Here is a 19,531-nt window from a genome sequence, read left to right as displayed (position 1 = left end):
CGCCGGCGCCTTCGTCACGGCCGCCGGTACGCCCTGATCGACGGCAGAGCCCGGCCGGTGAAGTCGAACTGGGTCAGGTTGTCGTTGGACGCCTCCGCGCCCGGCTGCCAGCCCACGCCCGGGATCCACTCCGGTTCCCAGGCCAGGAAGCCCAGGCCGCGCCCGTCCGGCACCTGCTTCAGCACGTCGCGGACGGCCTCGTAGAACCCGGCCTGGCCGGCCGGGGTCGCCGGGAACCGGTCCGCGTCGGGCAGCACCGTGTCCGCCCCGACGATGTTGCCCCGGCCGTCGCCGTCCTCGAACGTCCACGGATAGGCCAGCTCGGCGATCAGTACCGGCTTGTCGTAGCGCTGCTCCGAGTCGATCAGGTTGGCCTGCAGCTCGGCCAGCGAACCGTGCCACATCGGGTAGTACGACTGGCCGATGATGTCGAACGGCACCTCGTAGCCGGTGATGTTGTCGAAGAACCAGCGGGTGTCGCCGAGCTTCCCGCCCCGGTCGATGTGCAGCACGATCTTGGCGTCGGGCTGGCCCTCGAGTGCGCCCCGGCGCCCGGCCTTGAGCAGGTCGGTGAAGGCCAGCCACTGCTGGGTGCCGTCCGGGAGGTAGAGCTGGCCGGCCGGCCACAGGATGCCGTTGGTGATCTCGTTGCCGATCTGGATCATGTCGATCGGCGTGCCCTGCCGGGCGAAGTCGCGCACCAGCTCGCGGGTGTAGGAGCGGATCTTCTTGAGCAGGCCGGGCAGGTCGGTGGGCCAGCTCGCCGGGATCGGCTGCTTGCCCGGGTCGGCCCAGAAGTCGCTGTAGTGCGGGTCGAGCAGGATCTTCAGGCCCGCCCGCTTGGCCCGCCGCGCCAGGTGGAGAGCGCGGGCCTTGTCGCTGTAACCGTCGGGCGGGTCGACCCAGACGCGCAGGCGGATGTAGTTGGCGCCGGCCGCGGCGAAGATCCGCTCGGCCGGGCGCACCCGGCCGGCCAGGTCGCGGTAGCGGACGCCGGCTTCCTCGAGCTGGGGGAGGAACGAGAGGTCGGCGCCGCGTACGGAAAGGGTGGTGGATCTTCCGTGCGCTTCCGCCACCGACGGCAGGAGGGTGGACAACGCGAGACCGCCGGCGCCGGCGAGCAGCCCGCGGCGGGTGATGGAGGACGACGACATAGTGAAGAGCTCCTCGGTCCGAAGGAGACTGTGAGCGCTCACGGTGCCCGGCGCTACGTTTCCTGTCAAGGGCGCGTTATCGTGCACCGATGTCCGACGACGCGCCCGCCCACCCCAAGTCGCGCGGTGCGGCCCGGCGGGCCCAGCGCCGTGGTCCCACCATGGAGGACGTCGCCGAGATCGCCGGCGTTTCCCGCGGCACCGTGTCCCGGGTGCTCAACGGCGCCACTCACGTCAGCTCGGCATCGCTGGCCGCCGTGCGGGAGGCCATGCGGCAGACCGGCTATGTGGTCAACGAGAGCGCGCGGAGCCTCGTCACCCGGCGATCGGGAGCGGTCGCGTTCGTGCTGTCCGAGCCGCCCGACCGGCTCTTCGAGGACCCGGTGCTGGGCGGTCTCATGCGCACCTGCACCGCGCTGCTCGGTGCCCAGGGCCGGGGGCTGATGCTGATGCTGGCCGGGAACCCCGACGAGCGCGAGCGGGTGCTGCACTTCGCCCGGGGCGGGCACGTGGACGGGGTGCTGCTGGTGTCCATGCACGACGGTGACCCGCTCGCGGCGGCGCTGCACGGGACCGGGGTGCCGGTGGTCATTTGCGGTCGTGCGCCGGCTACGGGGCCGTTGATGCCCTACGTGGCGGCCGACGACCGGGGCGGTGCCCGGCTGATGACGCAGTACCTGCTGGATCGCGGCGCGCGGCGGCTCGCCACGGTGGCCGGCCCGGCCGACACGCCCGGCGGGGTGGAGCGCCTGGCCGGTTTCCGGGACGTGCTGGGCGGGGCGGTTCCGGACGGGGCGATCGTGCGGGCCGAGGCGTACGGCATCGAGGCCGGCCGGGCCGCGATGGACCAGCTGCTGCACGGTTTTCCCGACCTGGACGCGGTCTTCGTGGCGTCCGACCTGCTGGCGGTGGGTGCGCTGCAGGCGTTGCACGCTGCCGGACGCCGGGTGCCCGGCGATGTGCTGGTGGGCGGCTTCGACGACTCGGCCATCGCCTCGGCCACCATGCCCCCGCTGACCACGATCCGCCAGCCGCTGTCGCAGGTGGCGGCCGAGCTGGTCGAGGTGCTGCTGGAACTGATCGCCGGCCGGCACCCGTCCTCCCGGGTGCTGCCTACGTCCCTGGTGCGCCGCGACTCGGCCTGAAAGCGCCGTGAGCGCTCACGGGATGGTGTCGGCGACCGCGGCCTCGTAGGCCAGCAGGGTGTCGACGACCAGTTGCCGCTCGGCCGGGGAGAGCGGGGCCAGCGCGCCGCGCCAGGCCTCCGCGAACGGGGACAGCCACCGGGAGATCGGCTCGCGGGCTTCCGGGGCGATGTCGACTATCCGGCGGCGGCGGTCCTCGTCGTCCTCGCGGCGGACCAGGATGTTCTTGCGGCTCAGGTCGCCGATCAGCAGGCTCACCGTGGTGGGGGCGACCTGCAGGCGGGCGGCCAGCTCGGAGACCGTCTGCGGGCCGTCCAGCAGCAGCAGGGAGAGCAGCGAGCGGTGGCGCGGGGCCAGGTCGAGGCCCTGCAGCTCGGCGGGCGGGGTGATGCGCTTGGCCCGGCCCACCAGGCGGGGCAGCAGCATGATCAGCTCGCGGACGGCGTCGTCCGCGGGGGCGGGCGTTGACACCCGGCGGCCTCCCGAATAGCTTTGATGTCAAAGGCTGTTTGTCGTCAAAGGTATTCTAGGGGAGGGCGGCATGCCTCATCTCACCGTGCATGCGCTGGAGAGCGATCTCGGCGGGCGGGAGGCCGAGTTGATCGCGGGGCTCACCGATGCCGTCGTCGCGGTCTACGGCGAATGGGTCCGGGAGAGCGTGGAGGTCCTGCTCGTGGGCGTGCCGGCCGGGCGGTGGGGGATCGGCGGCCGGGTCGCCGAGGCACCGGCCCCGCAGGTCACGTTCGGCATCCGGGCGACGGTCCTCGACCGCCCCGACGCGACCGACGTGCTGGGCCGGCTCACGGCCGCCATCGCCGACGCGGTGGCCGGTGTGGTCGGCGAGCAGGTGCGGGCGGCGACGGTCGTCCAGTTCGTGGGCGAGTCCGATGGCCGGACCTACTCCATCGCCGGCTGAGCATATAACGCTTGGCGTTATATGTCGGCTGAGGTAGCGTCGGTGGTCATGCAGGAGCCGACGTTTCTGATTCTCACCGCCCTCGCGGCCCAGCCGACCCATGGATACGGCGTGATCCGAGCCGTCGAGCAGCTCTCCCAGGGGGAGGTCGTGCTGCGGCCCGGCACCCTCTACGGCGCGCTCGACCGGCTCACCGAGCAGGGCCTCGTCGAGATCGACCACGAGGAGGCGGTCGACGGGCGGCTCCGGCGCTACTACCGGCTCACCGAGTCCGGGGCCGCGGCCCTCACCGCCCAGGTGCACCGGCTGCGGCGCAACGCCGACGCGGCCGCCACCCGGCTGCGGCTCGCGTTCGGGGGAGCGTTGTGACCACCCAGGTCTACCGGCTGCGGCTCGCGTTCGGGGGTGGGCTGTGACCAGCCGCGACGAACGCCACTACCGGCGGCTGCTCCGGGCCTACCCTCGGTCCTACCGCGACCACCGCGGCACCGAGATCCTCACCACCCTGCTGGAGATGGCCGAGGACGGCCGCCGGCCCGGTCTCCACCTGGTCCTCTCCGGCCTGCGGCAGCGCTTCAAACTGCCCGCCCGGCGCCCGCTCGCCTGGGTGGCCGCCCTGCTCGCCGCGGTCGTGCTGGGTGGCTTCGGCGCCGCGGCCGGCACCTGGATCGCCTGGCGGACGGCGGCCGCCATCCCCTCCGACCGGGAGCTGCTCGCCCTCAACGCCACCCTGACCGGCATATCCACCGGCACCGTCCTCTTCCACGACACGTCGGCGCAGCAGGGATCGAACGTCCCGATCCTGGCCGACGGCACCGCGGACTGGTCGGCCTCCCGGGTGCGAGACACGCTGACCGGCGCCGGGTGGCAGATCACGGAATTCCAGGAGACCGCCGCCAGCACCATGCCCCGCGAGGACATGGACACCGGCGTCCCGACGACGTTCGGCGTCTGGACGGCGACCAGCGACGGGCTGAAGATGCACGGCGAAGCCCGGGTAGTAACCGGCTCCCCCTACACCGGCATGGCCACCTACCGCGTCACCGTGTGGCCCGTCGAGCCCGCTGTGCTGCGACCGCTGACCGTCACCGGGATCGTCGCCGGCCTGCTCGCCGGCTGGCTCCTGGTGGCCGCGCTCGCTCGCCGCCGGCTCGCGACGGCCCTGGCCACGGCCGGCCTCGCCGCCGCCACGCTGCTGGCCTACGAGTTCTACCGGGAGGCGTACGAGGTGATGGTCTACCCGCACGGCTCGCCCCACCCGGGCAACGTGGACACCTCGCACGGCGGAACACTCACGTTGATTTGCACGATCACCGGCCTGCTCGCCATCGTCGCCGCCGCGACCGTGGCGCGCCGCCGGCCGGCGGTCCGGGCCGGCTGGCTCGGCGGGGCTTCAACGGCGCCCGGCGTCGGGCATCGGTGAGGTGGTTCGGATCAGCCAGCGGTTCTTCTGGATGATCGGGAGCTTGGCCCAGACGCGGCCCAGGCCTCTTCCACCCGGGCCTAAGCTCCTGGAATGCCCGGGACCAAAGTCCCGGAGTCGGTGAGGACCTCGGACACCTCGCGGCGCGGGGTGGCGTGGCCGGGAGTGCCGTAGCCGAAGCGGATGGCGATCTGCGGGTGGCCGGGGCGGCCCAGGGCGCGGCGCAGCTGGTCGCGGGCCGTCGGCACCTCGATCGGCTGGCTGATCAGCGATGTGTCGAGGCCGGACGCGGTCGCGGTGAGCAGGACTTTCTGCATGGCCTGGCCGGCGTTGCTCTGGTCGGTGGAGCTGTCGCCGGGCACGCCGAGGATGCCGATCAGCGGTTCCGGCTCGTAGTCGTGGCCGGGCGCGCGGTGGCGCTCGTTGAAGAAACGCTGCGGCAGGAGGTCCTGCGGCTCGGCCTTCGGCGCCCGGGCGTAGTCGGGGACGGCGTGCCGCCACGCCTGCATCTCGGCCTGGTAGGTGGTGTCGCGGCGCAGCACCCGGTCGGCGCTGGTGGCGATCTCGGAGAAACCGGCCACCGCGACCGTGCCGACCAGCAGGGCCAGCCAGCTGCTCTCGGTGCGGGCCGCCTCCAGCAGGCGGACCCGGACATCGGTGGGCACCGGGTCGGGCCAGAACGGCTGGCGGTTGCTGTGCCGGCGGGGGATCGCGTCGAACAGCTCCACCTCCGCGTATGTCGGCGGGCGCGCCGTGGCGGGCGTGAGCCGCGCGATCAGGCCCGGCTCACGCGGGTCGGGGTGCAGATGCACCGCCGCTGGGCGCCCGGCCACCGCGAGTGCGAGTCGAGCGTTGAAGGTGGCGGCCCCACAGGCGATGCGGGCCGCCCAGCCCGTCCGGTCGACCGACGGCAACCGGCGGGCCGGATCGGCCACTATCTCGACCGCACCGCCGGACAGGCGGAACAGCCACGGCTGACTGTTGTGCAGCGACGGCGCGCGGACCGCGGCGGCGGCCGCGAGGTGCAGGTCGGCCTGGTTGTAGGCGTCCATGATTACTCCACGAGGGTGATCACGTCGCGCGGGTCCCGGCGCGGGGCGCGGGGCAGCGGGACGTTGGCGGGCAGGTAACCGAGGCGGACCACGAGGTAGGGGTCGCCGAGGCCGGCGAGCATGCCGCGCAGCAGGTTGCGCGGCCACTCGACCTCGATGGCGTCGCTGAGCGGCGCGGTGGACAGCCCGTCGGCGGTGGCCCGCAGCAGCAGGGCGGACAGCGCCTCGCCGCCGCGCAGCAGGTCGGCGGGCTCGTCGCTGGTGCCGAACAGCACCACGTAGGCCGCGCCCTGGTCGTGCTCGGTGCCGGCGTCGAGACCGGCGTCGCCGTCGGGGGCGAAGTCGCGGACCGGCACGCGGCGAAGCTCGTCACGCACCGCGGTGGTGGCGGGCACGCCGTCGCCGGCGAAATCGGGGCGGCTGGTCCAGCGGCCGAGCTCGGCGCGGTAGGCCGGGTCGGCCTGCTCGGCACGGGCCGCCAGCTCGGCCGTCACGGCCAGCTCCGGGAGCTGCTCGGGGCGCACGACGTGGAGATAGGCACCCTCGGCCTCGACCAGGCGGCGCAGGGCGGTCAACTCTTCCTCGGGGACCGGCCGGGGGCCGAACGCGCGCCGATCGGTGCGCCTGATGGTGATGGCGTCGGCGAGGCGCTGGGCCTCGGCGTCGGGTGCGGCCGGCTCGCCGAGCCGCACCCGGGCCAGCAGCTCGGGCCGGGCCGGGTCGGGGATGCGCTCGACGACGGCCGGGTGACCGGCCGCGGCCAGCGTGACACGGGCGTGGTGGAGAGCGGCACCGCAGCTCAGCAGCAGGAGCCGGCCGTCGCGGTCGACGGTGTCGAGCCGGCGGCTCACGTCGGCGAACAGATCCATGGTGTCGCCCGTGACCCGCCACGACCATGGCTGGGTGTTGAAGACCGAGGGGGCGTGCTGAGCGGCGCGGGCGGCGTCTTCCAGTGCTGTCATGTGACCACAGTGCCGCGCGGCGGCCCGGCCGGTCAGGGCCGAAGGTCCCGGATCAGCCGGTGACGGGCGCGCGCCAGGTCGCCACCGTGCCCCGACCACCCGGGCCGGACCCGATCTCGAACTCCCCGCCCAGGTCACCGGCGCGGTCGATCATGTTCACGATGCCGCCGCGGGCCTGTGCGGGGTCGGCGCCGACGCCGTCGTCCTCGATCCGCAGCACCACCTCGTCGCCGGTGGCGTGCACCGTCACCCGGACGCTGGTGGCCCGCGCGTGCCGGGCGACGTTGGACAGCGCCTCGCGCAGGACGGCCATCAGCTCGGGGACGATGTCGTCGGGGATGGCGCTGTCGACCGGGCCGACCGTGTCGAGCACCGGGCGGAAACCGAGCGTGGTGGCCGCGGCCTCGACCGCCTCGCGCAGCTCGGTGCGCAGCGACGGGCCGGACGGGGTGCGCAGCTCGAAGATCGAGCGGCGGATGTCGCGGATCGTCGCGTCCAGGTCGTCGACGGCCGCGTTGATCCGTTTGACCGCTTCCGGCCGGGCCGCGTGCGGCACCGCGCCCTGCAGCTGCATGCCGGTGGCGAACAGTCGCTGGATGACGACGTCGTGCAGGTCGCGGGCGATGCGCTCGCGGTCCTCGAGGACCGCGAACTGCTCCCGCTCCTCCTGGGCGCGGGCCCGCTCCAGGGCGAGGGCGGCCTGGCCGGCGAAGGTGGAGAGCAGCACCGCCTCCTCCTCGTCGACGATCCGGTCGGGCGGCTGGGTGACGATCAGCACGCCGCGCAGGCCCTGCGCGGTGCTGAGCGGGGCGGCCAGGGCCCGGGTCGAGGGCACGGCGTCCGGCCACTCGGTGATCTCGTAGAGCTCCTCCACGATCCGGTATTTCTCGGTGCCCAGCTCGGCGGAGACCTCCGGGTCGACCGAGACCGACCGGCCGTCCAGGCCGTCCAGGCCGTCGGCCACCTCGATGATGTAGCGGCTGTTCTCCTCGTCGAGCAGCAGGACCATGACCAGCTCGGCGCCGGACACCTCGCGGGCGCGCCGGGCGATCAGGCGCAGCGCGTCGTTGCTGCGGACCTCGCCGAGCAGCACACCGGTGATCTCGGCGGTGGCGGCGAGCCAGCGCTCCCGGCGCTGGGCGATGGCGTAGAGCCGGGCGTTGTCGATGGCCACGCCGGCCGCGGCGGCCAGCGCGACCACGATCTCCTCGTCGTCCTGGCTGAACTCGGCGGCGCCCTTCTTCTCGGCCAGGTAGAGGTTGCCGAAGATCTGGTCGCGGGTGCGCACAGGGACACCGAGGAAGCTGTGCATCGGCGGATGGTGCGCGGGAAAACCGTACGACTGGGGGTGTTCGGTGATGTCGGGCAGTCGCACCGGGTGCGGGTCGGTGATGAGCAGGCCCAGCACGCCTCGCCCGTGCGGCAGGTCGCCGATCGTGGCGTGTTCCGCCGGATCGATGCCGTGGGTGATGAAGTCGACCAGGTCGTTGCGGTCGGCGCCGATCACCCCGAGGGCGCCGTATTTCGCGCCGGCCAGCGCGCAGGCGGCCTCGACGATGCGCTGCAGGGTGCTGCGGAGGTCGAGATCGGTGCCGATGCCGACGACGGCGTCGAGCAGGGCTCGAAGCCGCTCGCGGCTGGCCATGACATCGCCGACCCGGTCGAGCAACTCATGCAATAGTTCGTCCAGGCGGACCCGGGAGAGTGGGCCCAGCCCCAGCGAAGGCGGTTCCGACGACATGCCGCACAGGCTAGCGGCCAGGCGGGTGACGGGACCTTCGGCACTTGGAACCTGTGGATAACTTCCGATAGGAACGAGTCATGATCAGAGTCTTTCTGCTCGACGACCACGAAGTAGTCCGCCGGGGCCTTGTCGACCTGCTGCAAGCCGACGGTGACATCGAGGTCGTGGGCGAGTCCGGCTCGGCCCAGGAGGCCGCCCGGCGCATCCCCGCGCTCCGTCCCGACGTGGCCGTGCTGGACGCCCGGCTGCCCGACGGCAACGGCATCGACGTGTGCCGTGACGTCCGGGCCATCGACTCGTCGATCAAGGGCCTGATCCTCACCTCCTACGAGGACGACGAGGCCCTGTTCGCCGCGATCATGGCGGGTGCCTCCGGTTATGTGCTGAAGCAGATCCGCGGCACCGACCTGGTCGACGCGGTGCGCCGGGTCGCCGAGGGACAGTCGCTGCTCGACCCGGCGATCACCCAGCGCGTCCTCGAGCGCATCCGCAACGGCGTGGAGGCGCCGCGCGAGCTGGCCGGGCTGACCGACCAGGAACGCCGCATCCTCGAGTTCATCGCCGAGGGCCTGACCAACCGGGAGATCGCGTCCCGGATGTTCCTGGCCGAGAAAACGGTGAAGAACTACGTGTCCAGCCTGCTCGCGAAGCTCGGCTTGGAGCGGCGCACGCAGGCTGCGGTCCTCGCCACCCGGCTGCTGGGGGACCACCGGACAGGCTGAAGGGACTTCAGTCCGGTCAAGGATGGCGGGCGGGGCGGTCGGATGGGGGACTTCAGACCCTGCCCGGCAGGACGGATAGATCGAAAGGATCGGGGGCGAATCTTTCGAAAGGATCCGTGCGGCCTGGGTGCCGGGCCGGCCGGTGCTGGACAAATTCGACTGCACCCTCGCGCCGGGGGACCGGGTCGCGCTGGTCGGCCGGCCTGGAGACGGCGGTGGGGGAACACGGCATGGAGCTCTCCGGCGGTGAGCGGCGGCCGGCGCCGGCCCGCGCGCTGCTGGCCGGCTTCGAGGTGCTGATCCTCGACGAGCCAACCGAGCACCTCGACGACGAGACGGCGGCCGCGCTGACCCGCGACCTGCTTTCCGCCGCCGGCGACCGCACGGCCCTGCTGATCACCCACCGCCCCGGCATCGCCGCCGACGTCGACCGGGTGGTGACCCTCGGGGAGGCGGCAATCGCTCCGCTGAGCCCGATGGCTGCCGAGCCGCTCCCCGCTCCCTGGCTGTGTAGAACGTAATGTTCTCCACTGCTTCACATGGAGCGCATCGGTGTTCGCGAGCTGAACCAGAACACGAGCCAAGTACTGGCTCGAGTGAGTGGCGGTGAGAGCGTCGAGATCACCGATCGCGGGCACCCGATCGCTCGACTTGTTCCGGTGGGGGACGACCGGTCGGCCCTCGCCAAACTGGTGGCCGCAGGGCGGGCCGTGCCCCCCACCGGCGGTGGTCCGGTCCCATTTCCACCCAAGCTCGGTGACGAGGATGTGGATGTGGCAGAGGCACTCGCGGACATGCGGACGAGGAGCGCTGGTGATCTATCTCGACTCTGCTGCCGTCGTCAAGCTGGTTCGCCAGGAAGCACATAGCGCCGATCTTGTCGCCTGGCTCAATGCACATGACGACGCGCCGCTTGTGTCTTCGTCGCTGGTCGAGGTGGAAGTGCCCAGGGTGTTGCGACGGTCGGCACCGCAGGCGTTGGTCGGTGTTCCCGCCGCGATCGGGCGGCTCTTCCGGTTGGAGATCGACAGTACGATCCGCGCGACGGCAGCCGCGTTTGCCGAGCCGACGCTGCGCAGCCTCGACGCCATCCATCTCGCTACCGCGCAGGTTCTTGTCAACGAGTCAGGCTCGGCGCTTCTGGCTTTTGTCACCTATGACCGGCGTCTTCTCGACTGCGCCAAGGCCGCGGGACTGCCCCCCGCGAGCCCCGGTCAGAACTGATTCGAAACGCCCGGCGTGAACCCGTCACCGTGCATCCGCACCGGATGGGTGAGGGTGGTTGGGGCGTAGGCCGTAGTTCGGGCACTATGTCCCGGTGAGCCGTCGTCGCGAGAAGATCAGTTCGGGCCGGTCCGATCGGCCTGCGGTCACCGCCGGCGAGGAGTGTGCCTGCCCGGGGTGTTCCGGGGAGGAGTTCGATCCGTCGGTCTTCCTGAGCAATCTGACCGACGGCGCCGCCGATCTTCTCGGGGCCGAGGATCCACTCGAGGCCGAGCTGTTCGGGGCCACCCTCATGGCCGCCGGGGATCTGCTCGGTGAGGGTTTCGCGGAGACGCTGTCCGGCGGCATCGTTCCGGCGATGGCGCAGCTGTCCACGCCGGAATCTCTCATCGTCCTGCTCGCCATCGACGCCGTCGGCGGTAACGCCGCGGCGGCGGAAGCGTCCCGTCACCTGCGGAAATCCGGACTGGCCGGTCCGGGGTGGGCCGATGAGTTGTCCGAGCCGCTGAAGGCGGGAACCTGCCGGCGTTACGGCGACCCGGCCGGCGAAGCTTCGATGCTGCTGGTCCGCTTCGACCGGGCCGGCCGCTCGCACGCCTTCGTCGTCAACGTCGATCACACCGACTGCGACGCGGCCGCGGACATCGTCCTGGTGCCGGGCGAGGTGCTGGAGCAGGTTGCCGACCTGATCCAGGCCGATGCCCGCAGCCAGGGGGTGATCCTTGCCGCCGAGGAACTCGACCCGGCCGAACTTCGATGGCAGGTGGAACGGGCCTTGGACGCCCGGGCCGTGCACGACCGGGAACCCGACGCCGGCTTTGACCCCGGCGACGACGACGGCCCGGGCTATCACCCGCTGGCCCTGTTGCTCCGCGCCCGGATGCAGACTCTTCCCGAGCCGCCGCGCCCACCGGCCCCGCACGGCAACGGCTCGGACGTTCCGGTGGCCGCCGGGTCACGGGGCGAAGCCGGGTCACGGGGCGAAGCCGGGTCACGGGGCGGAACGGCCGCTTCCAAGCTGCCGGCGAAGCGGAAGAAGGCCGGCGGCCCGGCCCCGATCTACCAGATCAAGGTGAGTCTGTCCGGGGCGAAACCGCCGATCTGGCGCCGGCTGGAGGTGCCCGGCGATACCAGCCTGGCCAAGGTGCACCGCATTCTCCAGACGGCGTTCGACTGGGACGGCGGCCACCTGCACGTCTTCGAGACCCCGTACGGGGATTTCGGCGTCGCCGACCGGGAACTGGGCCACCGGTCCGAAACGCCGGTGACGCTGGAGCAGGTCGCGCCGCGCGCCCGCGACGGGGTGCGGTACGTCTACGACTTCGGCGACGACTGGGTGCACGAGATCGTGGTGGAGGAGATCGTCGAGCGCCAGGAGGCGGTGGCGTACCCGCGGTGCACCGGCGGACGGCAGGCGGCCCCGCCGGACGACTGCGGCGGCATCTGGGGTTACGCCGAACTCGTCGAGATCCTCGCCGACCCGAATCATCCCGACCACGCGGAACGACTGGAATGGCTGGGCCTGGACTCGGCCGCCGAGTTCCAGCCGGCCGAGTTCGACGCCGCCGCGATCACCCGAACGCTGACCCGGCGGCGCTGACCAGCTCGCCGGAGGTGGCCGGCGCGAGCCAGGGCAGCAGGGCCCGGGCCGCCTCCAGGACCAGGGCACGGTCGTGGGTGAGGGCGAAGTCGAAACGGCGCTCCCGGTCGGGGCCGTCGTCGCCGAGGTCGCGGGCCACCAGGGCGGCCGCCAGGTGCGGGCCGACCACGATGACGTTCCACTCACCGACCAGCGGGTCGTTCGGGCCGAAGGCGGTGCCGTGCACGCCGGGCGCCGGCTCGGTGCCCAGGCCGGTGCCCAGCGCGGCCACCAGCGGGCTGTGCATGGCGATCCGGGCGAATCGGGTCGCGGTGGCCGGGGTGAAATGCCGCGCCTCCTGGAAGCAGGCGAGGAGCACGGGCGGCTGGGTGCCGTCCCCGGCCAGGGCCTCCAGGTGGCGGCTCATCGGCATGAGGCGGCCCTTGGTGGTACGGGTGACCGGCCGCTTCCGGCTCACGATGGTGAACGGGGTGTCGACGCTCAGCCGGGGTGGTTCGATGAACGGCAGGCTGGAGCCGGCTCGCGCGTGCGCCGGCAGCGGGCCCGGGCGGCCGTAGTGCCAGCCCTGCCCGATGGTGGCGCCCATGGTGCGGGCGGTCGCGGCGTGCCTCGCGGTCTCGATGCCCTCGGCGAGGACCACCGCGCCGCTGGCCTCCGCGTACGCGCCGACGGCCGCCGCCACCCGGGCGGTGTGCGGCTCGTCCGGTTCGTGCAGCAGTTGCATGTCGAGCTTGACCACGTCGGGGTGGATGAACGGCATCAGCGCGAGCGATCCCGCGTCGGCGCCGACGTCGTCGAGGGCCACCCCCCAGCCGGCCGCGCGCAGGCCGGTGGTCGCGGTGAGCAGGCCGGCCGGGTCGTCGGCGATGGACCGCTCGGTGACCTCGGTGACCACCCGCAGCCGGTGCCGCGCCTCGTCGATGATGCCGGCCAGGTCGGGCGGGCAGGGCACCCGCGAAGCGCGGGGTTCCATGTTGACGAACCAGGTCAGCGCCGGGTCGGGGTCGGTCGCGAGGATCGTGCGGAACGCGGCCGCCCGGCACACCCAGTCGAGCTCGGCCTCCCGGCCGGCTTTGCGGGCGGCGGCGAAGAGCCGGTCCGGGGATGTGCCGGCCGGGCCGCGGCTGAGCGCCTCGAAGCCGATGAGCCCGCCGCCGGCCAGGTCGACCAGCGGCTGGAAGACGGTCGTGACGGTGCGCTGGTCGATCACCTCGTGGATGTGGAACACCCGAGCATCATCGGCAGCGGGCTCACTAGTCTGAGCGTTGTGATCGAGGCCGGGCATCGCAGGCGCACTCAACCGGCACCCCCGCACGTCGTGTTCGAGGCGCTCACCGAGCCCGATCGTGACCCCGCTCGCCCCTGGTTGACGCTGCTCGACGACGAGCAGCGGCCGGAGGTGCTCGAGGCCGAGAAACCGCACCTGGTGGTCTGGGGTTCGCTGTGGCCGCGCCGGCCGGACGCCCGGATCCGCTTCGATCTCACCAGCGACGGCGGCTACGGCACCCTGCTGGCCTGGACACTGCTGGTCGACGAGCCGATGCCCGACGAATCGCTCGTCGGGCATCTGCGTAAACGCCTTAACGTACTGATCAACGGGAGTTATCGCGACAGCATGGACCAGTGATCATCGGCCGCGCAGGAACGAGGCCGCCGACGCGTAGGCGAGGTCGCTGAGGGCCGGGTCGTGCCGGGCACCCACGTCGCGCATGAAGGCGTGCTCGCCGCCGCGGTAGAGGTGCAGCTCGACGTCGTCCCGGCCGGCCGCGTAGAGGGCGGAGATCACCTGGAGACGGGCGTCGGCCGGCACGTGCGGGTCCTGCGACCCGAACACGATCATCAGCCGGCCACCGATCTCCGCGGCCCGGGCCAGGGAACCGGCGTCGGCGTCGGCGCCCACGGCACCGTTCTGCAGGCCGGTCGGGTAGAAGCAGACGGTGGCGGTCACCCGCTCGTCGAACGCGGCCCGGAACGCGAGGTGCCCGCCGATGCAGAACCCGGCCGCGAACAGCGCCGTGATGTCGGCCCGCCCCCGCATGTAGTCGAGGACGGCGACCCGGTCGGAGTCGAACTGGGCCACGGTGGTGGAGGCGGCGCCGTCGAGGCCGGCCTGCTTGCCGGCGTCGTCGAACTCCAGCGCCACCCCGGCGAGCGGCCCGCGCGGGTAGATCTCCGGCACCACGACGATGAAGCCCTCGGAGGCGAGCCGCCGCGCCGACCGCAGCGACGACTCGGTCAGCTGAAAGATGTCGGTGTAGAGCAGCAGCCCCGGCCACGCACCGTCGCCGGCCGGCCGGATCACCGCGGTCCGGATCTCGCAGTCCGGGGCCGGCACGGAGACGATGTCCTCGATCAGCTTCACATCGAGCACCCTACCGACGGGAAAGGCACGGATCGTCCCGCCGCACCGCGTGTCGTCACGCCCGGGGCGGATCGTCCGGCGGTGCCGGGAACGCCGAGGTCTGGGGGAAGCCCGGCCCCGCAGGCCCAGCGCGGCGGTCACCGGAAGGACGAACGGATCACAGCGAGCCGCCGGACTCCTCATGCGAGCACTCCGCCGACCGAAAGGACGGGCTCCTCAACCCGGAAGGTGGGCCATGTTCACCGCGGTGCTCGTGATCGACGTGACCGGCGACGGCGACCAGGACCTCGTCCGCGCCGCCTTCGCCGAGGCGGTGCGCGGCCGGGTGCCCGGCCTCCCGGACCTGCCGGTCCGCTTCGGCGGCAGCGAGGTGACGGTCGTTCTCCCGGGTCTGCGTTCGGCTTCCCTGGCGTACGACGTAGCCGGCGCCGTTGCGGCCGAGGCGGGCCCGCTGGTGGTGGCCGGTCGGCTCACCGGAATGACCGCCAGCGTCGGGGTGGCGGTCGACGGCGAGCTCCCGCGCGAGGAGCTGGTCCGCCGCGCGACCGTGGCCATGCGGGAGGCGCGCCGCTACGCCCCGCAGACGAGCTGGGCGATCTGGCAGGAGTCCTTCGACCACCACTCGCTGGCCGACGCGGCCTGAGTCGCGTGTCACTTAAAATCTGAAATAGATTTCCCTCGATCAAGGTTGGAGCGGGCACAACCGGAAAGAGGGAGCGGGAATCATGAACGAGAAGAAGGTCATCGCGGTCGTCGGCGCCACCGGAGCTCAGGGTGGCGGCCTGGTCAAGGCGATCCTCGCCGACCCGGACGGCGGCTACGCGGTGCGTGCGCTGACCCGGGATACCACCTCGCCCCGCGCGCAGGAGCTGGTGAAGCTCGGCGCCGAGGTGGTGCAGGCCGACAACTACGACGAGGAGAGCCTGACCCGGGCGTTCGCCGGCGCGTACGGCGCCTTCCTGGTCACCAACTTCTGGGCGCACATGTCCGCCGACCGGGAGCTGGAGGAGGCCACCAACCTGGCCGCCGCCGCCCGCGAGGCCGGCCTGAAGCACGTCATCTGGTCGACCCTCGAGGACACCCGGGACCACATCCCGGCCGACGACGACCGGATGCCCACCCTGCAGGAGAAGTACAAGGTCCCGCACTTCGACGCGAAGGCCGAGGCGGACCGGCTGTTCACCGCTGCGGGCGTGCCCACCACGTTCCTGCGCACCACGTTCTACTGGGAGAACCTGGCCACCGGCTGGGGTGCTACCCGGGACGAGAACGGCGTGCTCACCCTCGCGCTGCCGATGGGCGAGAGCCGGCTGGCCGGGATCGCGGTGGACGACATCGGGCGTACGGCGTACGGCATCTTGAAAGCCGGCGCCGAATTCGTCGGCCGGACCGTGCACATCGCCGGGGAGCATTTGACCGGCGAGCAGATCGCGGCCGGCCTCGGCCGGGCCGTCGGCGAGCCGGTCGTCTACCGGCCGCTCAGCCACGACGCCTACCGGGCGCTCGGTTTCCCCGGGGCCGACGAGGCCGGCAACATGCTGCAGTACTACACCGAGTTCGACGACTACTTCACCGGTGTCCGCGACCTCGACCTGGTCCGCCGCCTCAACCCGGAGCTGCTGACTTTCGATCGGTGGCTCGCGGCGAACGGCCACACCATCCCGACCGCCTGAGGCTGGTTGACGTTGTCGGTGACCGCGACCGGCGAGCGAGCTGGGTAAAAGAAGACGGGCGGCACCGGGGTGCCGCCCGTCAACTGTCGTACGTCAGCTGCCGATGGTGCAGAGCGCGTCGAACGCTGCGCCGTCCTTGCCGATCTTGTCCTCGAGGCCCTCGGGCATGTTGCCGGACTTCACGGCGGCGAGCAGCGCCTTGTAGTCGTCGGCGAGGGTCTGGGTGGCCGTCTTGACGTCGTCGTGCTTGGCCTTGGCGGCGGCCGCGTTGAGGCCGTCGACGGTCGCCTGCAGCGACGCCTCGTCGGCGGCGCTGCCGCTCTTGAGGATGGTGTCCTTGGCCGCGCTGCAACCCGGGTCGAGGACCGTCGAGTCGGAGACCGCGTTGGCCACGACCACGACCGTCACGATGCCGCCGATGATGAACAGCGACGACAGGATGAGGCCGGCGATCGCGAGGCCGCGGCCCTTGGCCTTGCCCGGGCCGGTCTTGAAGATGGCGATCAGGCTCAGGACGAAACCGATCGGCGCGATCACGAAGGCGAAGATCAGACCGGCGATGGCGAGGCCGCTCGTGCCCTGCTGCTGCGGGGCCGGCGCCGCGTAGTTCTCCTGGCCGGGAGGAGGAGGCGGGGGGAGCTGCGAGTCGAGGGACACTGTAAGGATCCAATCAGGTTTTTTTCAGGTTCAGCGACCCGGGACGGTACTGGTTCCATCGCCGAAAAGCTGCCCCGTCGCTCAATCGTTATTTCGACGCTCCTCTTCATGATCAACTCGTGGTCGAACCGCTACCGTGAGCCCATGAGCGAGACCCTGACCTTGACGCTTGAACCGCGCGGCCCGGCCGGCGCGTTCGTTCTCTCCGACGAGCAGGTGGCTGCCGTGGGCGGTGGCCGTAAGGCCTTCCCGGTGCAGGTCACCGTCAATGGCGTCACCCTGCCGCTGCGGCTGGCCCGGATGGGCGGCGAGAACATGATCGGCTTGGCCCGCGCGGCCCGCGAGCAGGCCGGGGTGACCATCGGCGCGGTGTACGAGGTCGGCATCGTCGCCGACGAGGGCCCGCGCACCGTCGAGGTCCCGGACGACCTGGCCGCCGCCTTCGCCGCCGACGACGGCGCCCGGACGGCGTTCGAGGCCCTGGCGTACTCGCACCGCAAGGAGTTCGTCCGCTGGATCACCGAGGCCAAGCGCGAGGCCACCCGGGCCCAGCGGGTCACGAAGACCATCGAGATGCTGAACAGCGGCGAACACCGCTAGAGAGGCCGGCCGGCTCCTGAGCCCTCGACCGCCTGCAGGTCGGGGCCGAGCAGCCTGGCCGCGCTCAGCGTCTCGCGCATCGCGGCACGCTGCGCCTCGGTCAGCGGTGACACGGGGTAGACCCGGATGCGCAGATGGGGCGCCGCCGGTCCGCTGGACGCCGACAGGCTGCGGACAACGCCGAACGCGGCCAGCCGTTCACTGGCGGCCAGGAACGGGTCGCTCAGCGCGGCGGTGCCGTTGCTGCCGAGCTCGAACCGCTCGGTGGGGCGGACGGTCAGGTCGAGGTCCTCGGTGCGCAGGCCGGCCGCGGTGCCGGCGGCGACCATGTCCCGGTACGCCGCCGACGCGGCCGGACGGCTGCCGGCGTCGTCCCACCGCATCGCCGTGACCAGGAAGCGAGTCGTCGACTGCCGCATCGCCACCACTCGCTGATATTTCCCGGTGTCGATGACGTGCCCCCACAGGCCGACCTGGCCGTCGAAGGCGGGCAGCCCGGCGGTGCCGTCGTACCACCGTCCGTCGTGCTCGGTCGTGCCGCGCCGCACCAGCAGCGTGAGCGACACCCCGTGCACGCCCTCGGGCCGGGTGAGGACCGCGCGCAGCGCCTTCGCGTCCGCGGCGGTGCGGCCCTCGGCCGGGCGCAGCACCACGTCGGCGTCGACGGCAATGCCGCCCTTCACCGCTTTCGTCGTGACCTGCAGGTTCTCGACCCCGGGCAGGCTCTTGGCGGCCGCGAAGATCTCTTCGCGTGCGCGGTCCGCCCGCTCCGCGTCACTTCGGCAGCCGGCCGCGGGCAGCACCAACACGACCACGACCAGCGCTCTCCACCACCCCACCCGGCCACCGTATCGACCGCGCGCTAGATCTTGTCGGTCGAGCGTTCGGCGAGGCCGAGCGGGCCGGCGATCGGGTTCCACACCGCGATGAACTGCTTCTTCGCCGTCTGCGCCTGTTTGGACGACGCCTGCCCGCGCTGCCACGCCGCGTCGCGCGCGGGGGTGTCGGCGCAGTCGCCGGAGGCGGCCGGCTCGGCCCAGGACACGAAGTGCGCGTCGGCGGTCAGCGCGAAACCGAGCGCCGCCCGCAGCGTCGAGCGCACGGCCTCGCCGTTGTCGAGGGCGGACACGTCGGTGGCCTCGGTGTCGGCGATCTGTTTCGTCCGCTCGTCACCGACCGTGCGCATGTCCTCGAGCGCGGCGGGCACCTCGGTGCAGCGCCGCACCCGCTCGATCGCGCCGTTGAGTTTCGCCCGGCTGGCGACGCTGCGGTCGAGCAGCGCGTCGATCGCCGTGGCCTGATCGCGGGCGTTGCCCGGCTGCGCCGCGGGGGAGGCGGGCGGTGCCGCCGTCGGCTTCGTCTCCGCCACCGGTTCGTCGGGCCGGCCGCGCGCCACGATGACCACCACCACGGCCAGGCTGAGCAGCGCCACCATGCCCAGCGCCAGCAGGCTGAGCAGCACCCCGGTGCTGGGCCCGCCGCGCGGCGGGGGCTGAGCCGGCGGCGGGAACTGCGGGGTCGGCGGCACCGGGCCGGGCTGCGTCGGCGGCGGTGGCGGTGACCCGAAGGGCGCGCCGGAGACCTGCGGCGACCCGCCGGTGAGCGGCGCGCCGCAGCGGGCGCACACACCCACCGCCGGATTGTTCTCGAGGCCGCACATAGGGCAACGCATGCGGAAAAGGCTATCGATGGTTGGCCACTGTTCACCTCAGCCGCCGGGTCAGGACCTCCTCGGTGAGGGCCACCAGAACGTCCTTCACGGACTCGCGGATCCGGGCGTCGCACTCGACGATCGGCACCCCGTCGCTGACGCCGAGCGCGTCGCGGACCTCGCGCGGGTCGAAGCGCATGCCGCCGTCGAACCGGTTGATCCCGACGATGAACGGGATCCGGTTCTCCTCGAAATAGTCGATCGAGGGAAAGGAGTCCTCCACCCGGCGGGTGTCGACCAGCACGATCGCGCCGATCGCCCCGTCGACCAGGTCGTCCCAGAGGAACGAGAACCGGTCCTGGCCGGGCGTGCCGAACAGGTAGAGCAGCAGGGCGTCGTCGAGGGTGATGCGGCCGAAGTCGAGTGCCACCGTGGTGGTGGTCTTGCCGGCCACGGCCGAGGTGTCGTCCACGCCGATCGAGTGCTCGGTCAGTTCCGCCTCGGTGACCAGCGGCTCGATCTCGGAGATGGCGCCGACGAAGGTCGTCTTGCCCGCCCCGAAACCGCCGCTGACCACGATCTTGACGGCTATCGGTGGCGCCACCGTGTCAGAGAGCGCGGACACGATCCCGGATCCTTTCGATCA

Annotated in this window: 24 protein-coding genes; 13 read left to right on the top strand and 11 right to left on the bottom strand. The window is 72.2% G+C overall.

The window, feature by feature from the left end; translation table 11 throughout:
- Window positions 1-14: 14 nt before the first annotated feature.
- Window positions 15-1,154 carry a glycoside hydrolase family 53 protein gene (locus tag Ato02nite_RS00605; protein WP_213004304.1) on the bottom strand — a complete coding sequence of 380 codons (1,140 nt, stop codon included), beginning with the start codon at window positions 1,152-1,154 and terminating at the stop codon, window positions 15-17.
- 89 nt (window positions 1,155-1,243) lie between these two features.
- Between Ato02nite_RS00605 and Ato02nite_RS00600 the strand changes: the two genes are divergently transcribed.
- Complete coding sequence (locus Ato02nite_RS00600; RefSeq protein ID WP_213004303.1) at window positions 1,244-2,299, top strand: LacI family DNA-binding transcriptional regulator; 1,056 nt, start codon at window positions 1,244-1,246, stop codon at window positions 2,297-2,299.
- Window positions 2,300-2,314: 15 nt separating this feature from the next.
- Here the strand turns inward: Ato02nite_RS00600 and Ato02nite_RS00595 are convergent, their stop codons facing one another.
- The gene (locus tag Ato02nite_RS00595; protein ID WP_246605921.1) at window positions 2,315-2,770 is read right to left on the bottom strand and encodes a MarR family transcriptional regulator; all 456 of its coding nucleotides are present in this window, start codon (window positions 2,768-2,770) and stop codon (window positions 2,315-2,317) included.
- Window positions 2,771-2,840: 70 nt separating this feature from the next.
- Between Ato02nite_RS00595 and Ato02nite_RS00590 the strand changes: the two genes are divergently transcribed.
- Genes Ato02nite_RS00590 through Ato02nite_RS00580 form a run of 3 tightly spaced genes read left to right on the top strand, consistent with a single transcriptional unit; the run spans window position 2,841 to window position 4,638 of the window.
- The gene (locus tag Ato02nite_RS00590; protein WP_213004302.1) at window positions 2,841-3,215 is read left to right on the top strand and encodes a tautomerase family protein; all 375 of its coding nucleotides are present in this window, start codon (window positions 2,841-2,843) and stop codon (window positions 3,213-3,215) included.
- Between the two features lie 48 nt (window positions 3,216-3,263).
- Window positions 3,264-3,584: a PadR family transcriptional regulator gene (locus Ato02nite_RS00585; RefSeq protein ID WP_213004301.1), complete on the top strand. Its 321-nt coding sequence runs from the start codon at window positions 3,264-3,266 to the stop codon at window positions 3,582-3,584.
- A 43-nt stretch (window positions 3,585-3,627) separates the two neighbouring features.
- Complete coding sequence (locus Ato02nite_RS00580) at window positions 3,628-4,638, top strand: hypothetical protein (RefSeq protein ID WP_213004300.1); 1,011 nt, start codon at window positions 3,628-3,630, stop codon at window positions 4,636-4,638.
- An 80-nt stretch (window positions 4,639-4,718) separates the two neighbouring features.
- Here the strand turns inward: Ato02nite_RS00580 and Ato02nite_RS00575 are convergent, their stop codons facing one another.
- From Ato02nite_RS00575 to Ato02nite_RS00565, 3 genes are read right to left on the bottom strand one after another with little or no spacing between them, the layout of a single operon-like run.
- Complete coding sequence (locus Ato02nite_RS00575; protein ID WP_213004299.1) at window positions 4,719-5,690, bottom strand: Acg family FMN-binding oxidoreductase; 972 nt, start codon at window positions 5,688-5,690, stop codon at window positions 4,719-4,721.
- 2 nt (window positions 5,691-5,692) lie between these two features.
- Window positions 5,693-6,652, bottom strand: coding sequence for an Acg family FMN-binding oxidoreductase (locus tag Ato02nite_RS00570; protein ID WP_213004298.1), 960 nt, complete (start codon window positions 6,650-6,652; stop codon window positions 5,693-5,695).
- Window positions 6,653-6,704: 52 nt separating this feature from the next.
- Window positions 6,705-8,393, bottom strand: a complete 1,689-nt coding sequence (locus Ato02nite_RS00565) for a GAF domain-containing sensor histidine kinase (protein ID WP_213004297.1) — start codon at window positions 8,391-8,393, stop codon at window positions 6,705-6,707.
- Window positions 8,394-8,473: 80 nt separating this feature from the next.
- On the opposite strand from Ato02nite_RS00565, the gene Ato02nite_RS00560 reads away from it, so the two are divergent.
- The 5 genes from Ato02nite_RS00560 to Ato02nite_RS00540 all read left to right on the top strand — a co-directional run bounded on the left by Ato02nite_RS00560 (window position 8,474) and on the right by Ato02nite_RS00540 (window position 11,942).
- Window positions 8,474-9,118 carry a response regulator gene (locus Ato02nite_RS00560; RefSeq protein ID WP_213004296.1) on the top strand — a complete coding sequence of 215 codons (645 nt, stop codon included), beginning with the start codon at window positions 8,474-8,476 and terminating at the stop codon, window positions 9,116-9,118.
- Between the two features lie 230 nt (window positions 9,119-9,348).
- On the top strand, window positions 9,349-9,639 hold the full coding sequence (locus Ato02nite_RS00555) for a P-loop NTPase family protein (RefSeq protein ID WP_213004295.1): 291 nt from the start codon (window positions 9,349-9,351) through the stop codon (window positions 9,637-9,639).
- An 18-nt stretch (window positions 9,640-9,657) separates the two neighbouring features.
- A complete protein-coding gene (locus tag Ato02nite_RS00550) occupies window positions 9,658-9,987 on the top strand; it encodes a type II toxin-antitoxin system Phd/YefM family antitoxin (RefSeq protein ID WP_246605920.1) in 330 nt (109 codons plus the stop codon).
- The gene (locus Ato02nite_RS00545) at window positions 9,932-10,342 is read left to right on the top strand and encodes a type II toxin-antitoxin system VapC family toxin (protein ID WP_213004294.1); all 411 of its coding nucleotides are present in this window, start codon (window positions 9,932-9,934) and stop codon (window positions 10,340-10,342) included. The genes Ato02nite_RS00550 and Ato02nite_RS00545 overlap by 56 nt, the downstream gene beginning before the upstream one ends.
- Before the next feature lie 94 nt (window positions 10,343-10,436).
- Window positions 10,437-11,942, top strand: coding sequence for a plasmid pRiA4b ORF-3 family protein (locus tag Ato02nite_RS00540; RefSeq protein ID WP_213004293.1), 1,506 nt, complete (start codon window positions 10,437-10,439; stop codon window positions 11,940-11,942).
- Here Ato02nite_RS00540 and Ato02nite_RS00535 read toward each other — a convergent pair.
- Entirely contained in the window at window positions 11,914-13,170 is a 1,257-nt protein-coding gene (locus Ato02nite_RS00535; RefSeq protein ID WP_213004292.1) for a sensor domain-containing phosphodiesterase, read from the bottom strand. The genes Ato02nite_RS00540 and Ato02nite_RS00535 overlap by 29 nt on opposite strands.
- Window positions 13,171-13,209: 39 nt before the next feature.
- Here Ato02nite_RS00535 and Ato02nite_RS00530 point away from each other — a divergent pair, with 39 nt between their 5' ends.
- Window positions 13,210-13,569, top strand: coding sequence for an SRPBCC family protein (locus tag Ato02nite_RS00530; protein WP_213004291.1), 360 nt, complete (start codon window positions 13,210-13,212; stop codon window positions 13,567-13,569).
- On the opposite strand, the gene Ato02nite_RS00525 is transcribed toward Ato02nite_RS00530, so the two are convergent.
- Window positions 13,570-14,304 (bottom strand): dienelactone hydrolase family protein, encoded by a 735-nt coding sequence (locus Ato02nite_RS00525; RefSeq protein WP_213004290.1) that lies wholly within the window; start codon window positions 14,302-14,304, stop codon window positions 13,570-13,572.
- 235 nt (window positions 14,305-14,539) lie between these two features.
- Between Ato02nite_RS00525 and Ato02nite_RS00520 the strand changes: the two genes are divergently transcribed.
- Together Ato02nite_RS00520 and Ato02nite_RS00515 are read left to right on the top strand one after the other, a co-directional pair.
- Complete coding sequence (locus Ato02nite_RS00520) at window positions 14,540-14,947, top strand: nucleotidyl cyclase domain-containing protein (RefSeq protein ID WP_213004289.1); 408 nt, start codon at window positions 14,540-14,542, stop codon at window positions 14,945-14,947.
- Between the two features lie 82 nt (window positions 14,948-15,029).
- Window positions 15,030-15,977 (top strand): NmrA/HSCARG family protein, encoded by a 948-nt coding sequence (locus tag Ato02nite_RS00515; protein WP_213004288.1) that lies wholly within the window; start codon window positions 15,030-15,032, stop codon window positions 15,975-15,977.
- A gap of 93 nt (window positions 15,978-16,070) precedes the next feature.
- Here the strand turns inward: Ato02nite_RS00515 and Ato02nite_RS00510 are convergent, their stop codons facing one another.
- Window positions 16,071-16,634, bottom strand: coding sequence for a DUF4190 domain-containing protein (locus tag Ato02nite_RS00510; protein WP_213004287.1), 564 nt, complete (start codon window positions 16,632-16,634; stop codon window positions 16,071-16,073).
- Between the two features lie 144 nt (window positions 16,635-16,778).
- On the opposite strand from Ato02nite_RS00510, the gene Ato02nite_RS00505 reads away from it, so the two are divergent.
- Window positions 16,779-17,234: a YdeI/OmpD-associated family protein gene (locus Ato02nite_RS00505; RefSeq protein ID WP_213004286.1), complete on the top strand. Its 456-nt coding sequence runs from the start codon at window positions 16,779-16,781 to the stop codon at window positions 17,232-17,234.
- On the opposite strand, the gene Ato02nite_RS00500 is transcribed toward Ato02nite_RS00505, so the two are convergent.
- From Ato02nite_RS00500 to Ato02nite_RS00490, 3 genes are read right to left on the bottom strand one after another with little or no spacing between them, the layout of a single operon-like run.
- Window positions 17,231-18,073: a hypothetical protein gene (locus Ato02nite_RS00500; protein ID WP_213004285.1), complete on the bottom strand. Its 843-nt coding sequence runs from the start codon at window positions 18,071-18,073 to the stop codon at window positions 17,231-17,233. The two genes, Ato02nite_RS00505 and Ato02nite_RS00500, sit on opposite strands and share 4 nt — an antisense overlap.
- A 23-nt stretch (window positions 18,074-18,096) precedes the next feature.
- Window positions 18,097-18,906, bottom strand: a complete 810-nt coding sequence (locus tag Ato02nite_RS00495) for a hypothetical protein (protein WP_213004284.1) — start codon at window positions 18,904-18,906, stop codon at window positions 18,097-18,099.
- A gap of 31 nt (window positions 18,907-18,937) precedes the next feature.
- On the bottom strand, window positions 18,938-19,510 hold the full coding sequence (locus Ato02nite_RS00490) for a GTP-binding protein (protein ID WP_213004283.1): 573 nt from the start codon (window positions 19,508-19,510) through the stop codon (window positions 18,938-18,940).
- Window positions 19,511-19,531 lie beyond the last annotated feature (21 nt).

It is taken from the genome of Paractinoplanes toevensis (assembly GCF_018332695.1).
Taxonomy (GTDB): Bacteria; Actinomycetota; Actinomycetes; order Mycobacteriales; family Micromonosporaceae; genus Actinoplanes; species Actinoplanes toevensis.
The sequence above is the reverse complement of the archived record's forward strand: the minus strand, read 5'-3'. Positions and strand labels throughout refer to the sequence as shown.